The organism is Streptomyces beijiangensis (assembly GCF_017315755.1).
Lineage (GTDB): Bacteria > Actinomycetota > Actinomycetes > Streptomycetales > Streptomycetaceae > Streptomyces > Streptomyces beijiangensis.
Genome location: NZ_JAFLRJ010000293.1, coordinates 1 through 9,992 on the forward strand (window position 1 = coordinate 1; position 9,992 = coordinate 9,992).

General features: G+C 68.4%; 9 protein-coding genes. 6 read left to right on the forward strand and 3 right to left on the reverse strand.

The window, feature by feature from the left end; translation table 11 throughout:
• A partial coding sequence (locus J0695_RS27510; RefSeq protein ID WP_505383614.1) for a serine/threonine-protein kinase occupies window positions 1-493 on the reverse strand: 493 nt, incomplete at its 3' end.
• Between the two features lie 193 nt (window positions 494-686).
• Between J0695_RS27510 and J0695_RS27515 the strand changes: the two genes are divergently transcribed.
• On the forward strand, window positions 687-1,346 hold the full coding sequence (locus J0695_RS27515) for an LPXTG cell wall anchor domain-containing protein (protein ID WP_242553264.1): 660 nt from the start codon (window positions 687-689) through the stop codon (window positions 1,344-1,346).
• Window positions 1,347-1,437: 91 nt separating this feature from the next.
• Here the strand turns inward: J0695_RS27515 and J0695_RS27520 are convergent, their stop codons facing one another.
• Window positions 1,438-2,031 carry a biotin transporter BioY gene (locus tag J0695_RS27520; protein ID WP_206966391.1) on the reverse strand — a complete coding sequence of 198 codons (594 nt, stop codon included), beginning with the start codon at window positions 2,029-2,031 and terminating at the stop codon, window positions 1,438-1,440.
• A gap of 270 nt (window positions 2,032-2,301) precedes the next feature.
• Between J0695_RS27520 and J0695_RS27525 the strand changes: the two genes are divergently transcribed.
• The 4 genes from J0695_RS27525 to J0695_RS27540 all read left to right on the forward strand — a co-directional run bounded on the left by J0695_RS27525 (window position 2,302) and on the right by J0695_RS27540 (window position 6,374).
• A complete protein-coding gene (locus J0695_RS27525; protein WP_206966403.1) occupies window positions 2,302-3,693 on the forward strand; it encodes an amino acid permease in 1,392 nt (463 codons plus the stop codon).
• 98 nt (window positions 3,694-3,791) lie between these two features.
• Entirely contained in the window at window positions 3,792-5,219 is a 1,428-nt protein-coding gene (locus J0695_RS27530; protein ID WP_206966393.1) for an amino acid permease, read from the forward strand.
• 132 nt (window positions 5,220-5,351) lie between these two features.
• On the forward strand, window positions 5,352-5,993 hold the full coding sequence (locus J0695_RS27535) for a superoxide dismutase (RefSeq protein ID WP_206966395.1): 642 nt from the start codon (window positions 5,352-5,354) through the stop codon (window positions 5,991-5,993).
• Between the two features lie 165 nt (window positions 5,994-6,158).
• Window positions 6,159-6,374 carry a hypothetical protein gene (locus J0695_RS27540; RefSeq protein ID WP_307798781.1) on the forward strand — a complete coding sequence of 72 codons (216 nt, stop codon included), beginning with the start codon at window positions 6,159-6,161 and terminating at the stop codon, window positions 6,372-6,374.
• 107 nt (window positions 6,375-6,481) lie between these two features.
• Here the strand turns inward: J0695_RS27540 and J0695_RS27545 are convergent, their stop codons facing one another.
• Window positions 6,482-7,117, reverse strand: coding sequence for a mycothiol-dependent nitroreductase Rv2466c family protein (locus J0695_RS27545; RefSeq protein ID WP_206966397.1), 636 nt, complete (start codon window positions 7,115-7,117; stop codon window positions 6,482-6,484).
• A 146-nt stretch (window positions 7,118-7,263) separates the two neighbouring features.
• On the opposite strand from J0695_RS27545, the gene pepN reads away from it, so the two are divergent.
• On the forward strand, window positions 7,264-9,849 hold the full coding sequence (gene pepN / locus J0695_RS27550) for an aminopeptidase N (protein ID WP_206966399.1): 2,586 nt from the start codon (window positions 7,264-7,266) through the stop codon (window positions 9,847-9,849).
• The last annotated feature ends 143 nt before the right edge of the window (window positions 9,850-9,992 follow it).

Below are 9,992 nucleotides of genomic sequence, written 5' to 3' on the forward strand. Positions count from 1 at the left end.
TGCCGAAGTCGGTGAGGACGATGCGGCCGGTCGGGCCGAGGAGGACGTTGCCGGGCTTGATGTCGCGGTGCAGTACCCCCATCGCGTGCACCTCACGGAGCGCGGCGACCAGCCCCAGGCCGATCCTGGCCGCAGCACGCGGGCTCAGCGGCCCCTCGTCGATGAGGACCTGCTCCAGGGATCTGGAGGGGACGAGCTCCATCACGATCCAGAGCCGGTCGTTCTCCTGGACCACGTCATAGACCCTGACCACATTGGGGTGGTCGATACGGGCGGTCGCGCGGGCCTCGCGCAGGGTGCGTTCGCGGCGGATACGACTGTCCTCGGCGTCGAGATCGTCCATTCGCATTTCTTTTATCGCCACGCGCCGGTCGAGCATCTCGTCCGCCACCTGCCACACCCGGCCCATTCCTCCCTGGCCAATGATCTCGCCCAGCCGGTAACGCCCCGCGATCAATAACCCCTGCATCCCACCGCTCACATTTCCCGGCATTCCCGTCCTCCCCTCCAACACCAGCTGTGATCAGCACAGAAGCATGAACTTGCCACCATGACAGCATAGTTGGGTGAGATCTTGTGGTACCCCTTCACATACTGATGCATCATGCGCGGTTGAGGGGGATGGGGAAATGCAAGGAAAGCGCTATGGGTCGATGATTGCCGCAATTGCTGCGGCTGTTCTATTCATGCCGTTCAGTGCGCACGCGGACGATACGACACCGGGGAGCAGCCAGGGCGGAAAGCCCGGGACGGACGTACCGGCCGGGGTCAAACTGACGACCGAACTGCCCAAGCAGATCAAGGTGGACAACAAGGCCGGGACGACCAGCGGCCTGACGGCGAAGGTCTCCAACACCGGGACGAAGGACAGCGGTGCGATCACGCTGTCGGTGCTCGGGCTGGGCGGGATGAAGATCACGAAGGTCGAGGGCTGCGTCCCGGTCCCGTCCGGAATGCTACCCAAGGGCGTCAACAACGGGTTCGCCTGCGTCATCGACAACCTGGCGGCGGGGAAGAGCAAGTCGTACCCGGTCTCGGCGACGTACGACCTGAAGCAGAAGGGCCAGATCTGCCTGCCGGTGACCGAGGGGACCGGCAAGAAGGTCCTGTGGCAGCAGGGGCCGATCTCGTTCGGGACGACGAAGCCGACCCCGAACGCTCCGGACACTCCGCTGCTGCTCGGCACGGACAATGTGCCGGCAGTGCCCGGTTCGGGCAGCGGTCTGCCCAAGACCGGACCTGGTGACCTGACCCTGCCTGCCGGGCTCGCGGGCGCGGGCCTGCTGGTCGCGGGGGGCCTGGGGTTCTGGTGGACGAGCCGGAACCGCAGGGCGGCGCACCACTGATCCGCTGATCCGTCCGTACGCGAAGAGGACCCGCACCCCTTGCCAGGGTGCGGGTCCTCTTCGGTTGGCGCCACCCGGTCGGGTCGCGGTGTCAGCCGCGGCGGCCGACGAGCTTCCAGGCGGCCGGCAGCGCGCCCATCGCCAGCGCCGCCTTGAGGGCGTCGCCGATCAGGAACGGGGTCAGACCGGCCGCGACGGCGGCGGTCAGGGACATCCCGGTGGAGAGTGCCAGGTAGGGGACGCCGACGGCGTAGACGATCGCCGAGCCGAGGACCATCGTGCCCGCGGTGCGCAGCACCGAGCGGTCGCCGCCGCGGCGGGCGAGGGCGCCGATCACGGTGGCGGCGAGCAGCATGCCGAGGATGTAGCCGAAGGTGGCGCCGCCCGCACCGGAGGTGCCGTTCTGGAACCAGGGCATGCCCGCCATGCCGACCAGCGCGTACAGCGCGAGGGCCAGGAAGCCGCGGCGGGCGCCGAGGGCCGCGCCGGTGAGCAGTACCGCGAAGGTCTGGCCGGTGACCGGGACCGGGGAGCCGGGGATCGGGACGGCTATCTGCGCCGCGATGCCGGTGAGCGCGGCGCCGCCCACGACGAGCGCCGCGTCGACGGCGTAGCGCGTCCTGGAGGCGGGCAGCAGCAGGTCGGCGAGGACCGCTCCGGGGCGGGTGGTGGCAGCAGTACTCATCGGGACTCCGTCTTATGTGAATTGCGGCGCGGCAGCAGGCAGGTGGGAACACGGTGACGTTAACCCACGGGTCTGCGCGTGATCACCATCTGCGCTCCACAAAGCGGGGGTTGGGACCTTGGTGGGATTCGCACAAAGAACAGGAAGTACACATCAATAGGAGTGACGCTGGTCACTGGAGGTCCGAGGGGGTGTACCGCTTTTGCGGAACGGGGCAGTCCGTAGGGAGACTGTAGGTTCCTGCCAAATCATCCGAGAGTGACGAGCACCATGCCCGACGTGCCTCCCGCCGGCTTTTCCGCCGAGCCCCTCTCCCACGGGCTCAAGCAGCGCCATCTGACCATGCTCGGCCTCGGCGGGGTGATCGGTGCCGGGCTCTTCGTGGGTTCGGGTGCGGGGATCGCGGTCGCCGGGCCCGGCATCGTGATCTCGTATCTGATCGCGGGCACCCTGGCGATGCTCGTGATGCGGATGCTCGGCGAGATGTCGGCGGCGATGCCCGCGTCCGGGTCCTTCTCGGTGCACGCCGAGCGGGCGATGGGGCGGTGGGCGGGGTTCACGGCCGGCTGGCTGTACTGGTTCCTGCTGGTCGTCGTGCTCGCCGTGGAGGCGACGGCGGCGGCGCAGATCGCCAACAAGTGGGCGCCCGGGGTTCCTCAGTGGAGCTGGGTGCTGATCTTCATGGTGGTCTTCACCCTGGCCAACCTCGCGGCCGTGAAGAACTTCGGTGAGTTCGAGTTCTGGTTCGCGGCGCTGAAGGTCGGCGCGATCGTCCTCTTCCTGATCCTGGGGACCCTCGCCATCTTCGGCGTTCTCCCGGCTTCATCCAATTTTTCCGGGGATCCGGTGGGCCTGACGAACCTCACCGGCCAGGGCGGCTTCCTCCCCCACGGCTGGCACGGCGTCATCTCCGGCGTTCTCGCCGTCGTCTTCGCCTTCGGCGGCCTGGAGGTCGTCACGATCGCCGCCGCCGAGACCGACGACCCGGCGCGCGCGGTCAGCCGTGCGGTGCGCAGCGCGGTCTTCCGGATCCTCTTCTTCTACGTCGGCTCGATGCTGGTCATCGTGACCGTCCTGCCGTGGACGGCGCAGCAGGCGGGGCTTTCGCCGTACGTCACCGTGCTCAACGCGATCGGCATTCCGTCGGCCGGGACGATCATGGACATCGTCATCTTCGTGGCGCTGCTCTCGGCCCTGAACGCCAATCTCTACGGCTCCTCGCGCATGATCTTCTCGCTGGCCGAGCGCGGCGAGGCGCCGCGCGGACTGCTCAGGGTGTCGGGTGGTGTTCCGCGCCGGGCCGTCCTCGCGTCCGTCGCCTTCGGATTCGTGTCCGTACTGCTCAATCTGGAGTGGCCCGACTCCGTCTTCCTCTACATGCTCAACGCGGTGGGTGCGGTGCTCCTCTTCGTCTGGGGCATGATCGCCGCCTCCCAGCTGCGGCTGCGGCGCAAGATCGAGCGGGAGACCCCCGAACTGCTGCAGCTGAGGATGTGGGCGTTCCCGTGGCTGACGTGGGCGACGCTGGCCGGGCTCGTGGTCGTGTTCGTGCTGATGCTGACGGACCGTGGCGCGCGGCCGCAGCTGCTCTGGTCGCTGGGGGCGACGGCCGCGGTGCTCGCGGTCGCGGGCGTACGGGAGCTGCGCGATCACCGTAGGTGAAGCAGCTGTCCGCATAGCGGACGTTCGCTTCCTGTCAGCGGGGCCCGACTTCAGACTGTGGGACCGTTCCCCGTCTCACGTACTGAACAGGCACGACCATGACTCGGACAACCGCGCCCGAAAAGGCGAAGACCGATACACCCCAGGAGACCCCGGAGGAATCGTCGGGCTCCCGGCTGACGAACGGTCTCAAGCAGCGCCACCTCTCGATGATCGCCCTCGGCGGCGTCATCGGCGCCGGCCTCTTCGTAGGGTCAGGTGCGGGCATCGCCGCGGCGGGACCGGCCATCGTGCTGCTCTTCGCGGGCGCCGGTGCGGTCGTCATGCTGATCATGCGGATGCTCGGCGAGATGTCCGCGGCCCGTCCCGCCACCGGGTCCTTCTCGGTGCACGCGGAGAAGGAGATCGGCGGCTGGGCCGGGATCACCTCGGGCTGGATGTACTGGGTCATGCTCTGCCTCGGCGTCGCCGCCGAAGCCACACTGGCCGGCGACATCATGCACGGCTGGGCCGGCTTCGTCCCGGCGTACGGCTGGGTCGCGATCTTCATGGTCTTCTTCTGTCTGACCAACCTCGCCGCGGTGAAGAACTTCGGTGAGTTCGAGTTCGTCTTCTCCGGCATCAAGGTCCTGGCGATCTCGGCCTTCCTGGTCATCGGCGTCCTCGGGATCTGCGGCGTCTTCGGCGACGCGCCGGGCGACGCGTACCTCACCGGCGACGGCGGTTTCTTCCCGACCGGCCCGTCCGGGCTGATCGCCGGACTGCTGACCGCGGTCTTCGCGTACGGCGGCCTGGAGACGGTCACCATCGCCGCGGCCGAGTCCGACCACCCGCGCGAGAACGTGGCGCGTGCCGTGCGCACCGCCGTGTGGCGCATCGCGATCTTCTACGTCGGTTCGATGGCGCTGATCGTCACGCTCGTCCCGTGGGACGACCCGAACGTGGCCAAGAACGGCCCGTACGTCACCGTGCTGCAGGACCTGGAGATCCCCGCGGCCGACACGATCATGAAGGTCGTCATCCTGGTCGCGCTGCTCTCCGCGATGAACGCCAACATCTACGGCGCCTCGCGGATGTCGTACTCGCTCGTCTCGCGTGGCCAGGGCCCCCGCTTCCTGGGCAAGGTGATCAAGGGCGTCCCGATGCCCGCGGTGATCGCCTCCTGCGTCTTCGGCTTCGCCGCCATCGGCGCCAAGGTCATCTGGGAGGACACCGTCTTCACCTGGCTGATGAACACGACGGGCTGCGCCATCCTGGTCGTCTGGGCCTTCATCTGCTTCACCCAGCTGAAGATGCGCCGCCGCCTGGAGCGCGAGTCGCCGGAGCTGCTGACCGTGAAGATGTGGGGCTTCCCGTATCTGACCTGGGCGGCGCTCATCGCGATCGTCGGCGTCTTCGTGGCGATGGCGACGACGTCCGGCGGCCGCGACCAGCTCGTCGTCTCGGCGATCATGGTCGCCGCCCTGGCCGGCTCCGGCTACGCCAAGCAGCGTCGCGACGCGGCGAAGGACGCGGTCGGCGCCTGATTCCGTACGTACGGACGCACCACGACACTCCCTGGGCCACCTCGGTCCGGGGAGTGTTTTTTAATGCTGCTAGCCTGCACTTGCACATGAGTTGCAATAACTAGCAGGTAGCAGCAGTCGGAGGGCTCGGCCATGGCGACGTACACACTTCCTGAACTTCCGTACGACTACGCGGCACTCGAACCGGTCATCAACCCGGCCATCATCGAGCTGCACCACGACAAGCACCACGCGGCGTACGTCAAGGGCGCGAACGACACCCTGGAGCAGCTCGCCGAGGCACGTGAAAAGGACCAGTGGGGGTCGGTCAACGGCCTGCAGAAGAGCCTGGCGTTCCATCTCTCCGGGCACATCCTGCACTCCATCTACTGGCACAACATGACCGGTGACGGCGGCGGCGAGCCTCTGGACAAGGACGGCGTGGGCGAGCTCGCCGACGCGATCGCCGAGTCCTTCGGCTCCTTCGATAAGTTCAGGGCCCAGCTGACCAAGGCATCGGCGACGACGCAGGGTTCGGGCTGGGGCGTCCTCGCGTACGAGCCGCTGAGCGGCCGGCTGATCGTCGAGCAGGTCTACGACCACCAGGGCAACGTCGGCCAGGGGTCGACCCCGATCCTGGTCTTCGACGCCTGGGAGCACGCCTTTTACCTTCAGTACAAGAACCAGAAGGTGGACTTCATCGAGGCGATGTGGCGCGTCGTCAACTGGCAGGACGTGGCGAAGCGTTTCGCCGCGGCCAAGGAGCGCGCGAACGTACTGCTTCTCGCGCCCTGAGGTACTGAGAACGTCCTGCTCGTGATCGTCTTCTCAACTGTTGCGTGCAGGCGGATGGAACGGGTGGCCCCCGCGAGGACATGACTCGCGGGGGCTGTCTGTTTTTCCGCTGCCGCGCCCCCGGCCGTCATAGACTCCCGCTCCCGGTGAACCGAGGGAGACGTCGTGGCAAACCCCAGGATTCTGCCGTGCAGTACGTGCAAGAGGCGAGAGCCGCACCGCTGGCTGACCACCGCCGAGAAGCAGGTGCTCAGGGAGGCGACCGGCCGGAAGTACGTGGACGACTTCCTGGTCTGCGTCGCCCCGGACTGCGGGAACCTGCGCACCGGGTTCAACCAGAACCCCTTCGACAAGCCGCGGAAGCTGCCGGAGCCCCGGTGAGCCGACGTAGAACACCCTGCCCGTGCACCCGGTCGGTCGGGCGTACGGGCAGGGTGGCATGGGGGGCGTCAGACCGACCGTAGACCAGGTTCGGCGAAGGTGCCCGGTCAGTCGAAGATGGGGCCCTGGGTGCGGGTGCGCTTGATCTCGTAGAAGCCGGGGATGGAGGCCACGAGCAGTGTGCCGTCCCACAGCCTGGCGGCCTCGTCGCCCTTGGGCGCGGGGGTGACGACCGGGCCGAAGAAGGCGATCTGCTCGCCGTCCGCGCCCGGGACCGCGATGACCGGGGTGCCGACCTCCTGGCCGACCTTGTCGATGCCTTCCTTGTGGGAGGCACGCACCTCGGCGTCGTAGGTGTCCTTGTCCGCGTACTCGATCAGGTCGGCGGGCAGGCCCACATCGGCCAGGGCGCCGGCGATCGCTTCGAGGGTGGCGCCCTCTTCCTTGTTGTGGATACGGGTGCCCAGAGCGGTGTAGAGCTTGCCCACGACCTCGTCGCCGTGCAGCTCACGGGCCGCGGTCACCACACGGACCGGACGCCAGCCCTTGGGGCCGAGCAGCTCGCGGTAACGCTCGGGAAGCTCGTCGAGCTTGGGCTCGTTGAGGACGGCGAGGCTCATGACGTGCCAGCGCACCTCGACCGGACGGACCTTCTCCACTTCCAGCATCCAGCGGGAAGTCATCCACGCCCAGGGACAGAGCGGGTCGAACCAGAAGTCGACGGGGGTCTTGCTCTCAGACATGTCTCTCCTTGTGGCACGGGGCGGTCTCGTCGTCGCAACGCCCACGGGCGGCCTGGGATTCCCGTGGACGGGGGATTCCCGCGTGTCGGCCGTCGGAGGCACATGGGAGTATTCGAACCACGGAACGTATACACGAAGGAGTGCCCGTGCCCGGTGAGAACCTGTCCCGTGACGAAGCCCGGGAGCGGGCAGAACTGCTGTCCGTCGACGGGTACGAGGTCGTGCTCGACCTGCGGTCCGCCGTCGGGGACGGCCCGGCGCAGGGGCCGCGGACCTTCCGGTCGGTGACGACGATCCGCTTCCGGTCCGCGCGGGCGGGGGCGGCTTCCTTCGCCGACCTGGTCGCGCCGTCCGTGACCGCGGTGACGCTGAACGGTCAGGCGCTGGACCCGGCCACCGTCTTCGACGGGGTGCGGATCGCGCTGGACGGGCTGCAGACCGAGAACGTGCTGGTCGTGGACGCGCAGTGCGCGTACAGCCGGACCGGTGAGGGCATGCACCGCTTCGTCGACCCGGAGGACGACGAGGTCTATCTGTACACGCAGTACGAACCGGCCGACGCGCGGCGGGTGTTCGCCAACTTCGAGCAGCCCGACCTGAAGGCGCCGTACCGCTTCGAGGTGACCGCGCCCGACGGGTGGACGGTCTGGAGCAACGGGGCCGGCGAGCAGGGGGCCGACGGGGCCTGGGCCTTCGCGGAGACCAAGCCGATCTCCACGTACATCACCTGCGTGGTCGCCGGTCCGTACCACTATGTGACCGATATCTACCGGCGCACGTTCGAGGACGGTACGGAGCTGGAGATCCCGCTGGGGGCCATGTGCCGCAAGGGGCTCGCCAAGCACTTCGACTCCGACGACATCTTCCTGCTGACGAAGCAGGGGCTCGACTTCTTCCACGAGAACTTCGACTACCCGTACCCCTTCGGCAAGTACGACCAGGCCTTCGTGCCGGAGTACAACCTCGGGGCGATGGAGAACCCGGGGATGGTGACCTTCCGCGAGGAGTACATCTACCGCGGGAAGGTGACCTCGGCGTCGTACGAGCGGCGCGCCAACGTCATCCTGCACGAGATGGCGCACATGTGGTTCGGCGACCTCGTGACCATGGTGTGGTGGGACGACCTGTGGCTCAAGGAGTCCTTCGCGGACTTCATGGGGACCTTCTCGATGGTGGGCGCGACCCGGTTCGAGAACGGGTGGATCACCTTCGCCAACAACCGCAAGGCGTGGGCCTACCGGGCCGACCAGCTGCCGTCCACGCACCCGATCACGGCCGACATCCGTGACCTGGAGGACGCCAAGCTGAACTTCGACGGGATCACGTACGCCAAGGGCGCGAGCGTGCTGAAGCAGCTCGCCGCGTACGTCGGGCAGGACGCCTTCCTGGAGGGCGCGCGGCGCTACTTCAAGCGGCACGAGTACGGCAACACGCGCCTCGGCGATCTGCTGACCGTCCTGGAGGAGACCAGTGGGCGCGACCTGGCGACCTGGTCGCAGTCGTGGCTGCAGACGGCGGGCGTCAACTCCCTTACACCGGTGGTCACTCATGACGCGGCGGGACGGGTGACCGAGCTGGCCGTGGTGCAGGAGGCGGCCGCGTCGCACCCCGAACTGCGGCCGCACCGCGTCGCGGTGGGCCTGTACCGGCGCGAGGCCGGTTCCGGGGAGCTGGTGCGGTACGCACGGGCCGAGGTGGACGTCGCCGGGGCGCGTACGGTCGTGGCCGAGCTGGCCGGGGCCGAGAAGCCCGATCTGGTGCTGGTGAACGACGACGATCTCACGTACTGCAAGATCCGCTTCGACGAGGGGTCGCTGGAGACGCTGCGGAACCACCTCGGCGAGATCACCGACCCCCTCGCCCGTGCGCTGTGCTGGTCGGCGCTGTGGAACCTGACGCGCGACGCGCTGATGCCGGCGCGGGACTTCGTGGGGCTCGTCCTGCGGTTCGCCGGGCGCGAGACCGACATCGGCGTACTGCAGATGCTGCACGCCTGGACGCAGTCGGCGCTCACGCACTATGCGGCACCCGCATGGCGCGAGGAGGGCGGGCGCGCGCTGGCGGAAGGCGCGCTGCGGGAGCTGCGGCTCGCGGAGCCGGGAAGCCAGCACCAGCTGACGTGGGCGCGGTTCTTCGCGTCGGTGGCGGCGAGCGATGCCGACTTCCAGCTGCTGCAGGGGCTGTTGGAAGGGGCGGCGAAGATCGACGGCCTCGATGTCGACCAGGAGATGCGATGGGCGTTCCTGTCGCCGCTCGCCTCGCACGGCCTTGCGGACGAGGGCGTCATCGCGGCCGAACTGGCGCGGGACGACACGGCGTCGGGCAAGCGCCACCAGGTGCGCTGCCTGGCCTCGCGGCCCTCGGAGGCGGTGAAGGCGCAGGCGTGGGCGGCGGTCGTCGAGTCCGACGCACTGTCGAACGCGCTGGTGGAGGCCACCATTTCGGGCTTCGAGCAGGCGTCGCAGCGGGAGTTGATCGCGCCGTACGGGGCGAAGTACTTCGACGCGATCGAGCGGGTGTGGTCGGAGCGGTCGATCCAGATCGGGATGATCGTGGTCAAGGGGCTCTTCCCTGGGCTGCAGGACGACCGGGCGACGCTGGACGCGACGGACGCGTGGCTGTCGGCGCACGAGGGCGCGGCTCCGGCCTTGCGCCGGTTGGTACTTGAGGCGCGGGACGACTTGGCGCGGACGCTGCGGGGTCAGCAGTGCGACGAGGCCGCAGCGGGCTGATCCCTGCTCCATGGGGCTTCGCCCCTGACCCCCCGTACGCGACCTTCGGCCGCGTGTCCTCAATCGCCGGACGGGCTTGAGATGCCAACCCGTCCGGCGATTGAGGACACGCGGCCGGAGGTCGCGTACGGGGGGCAGGGGGC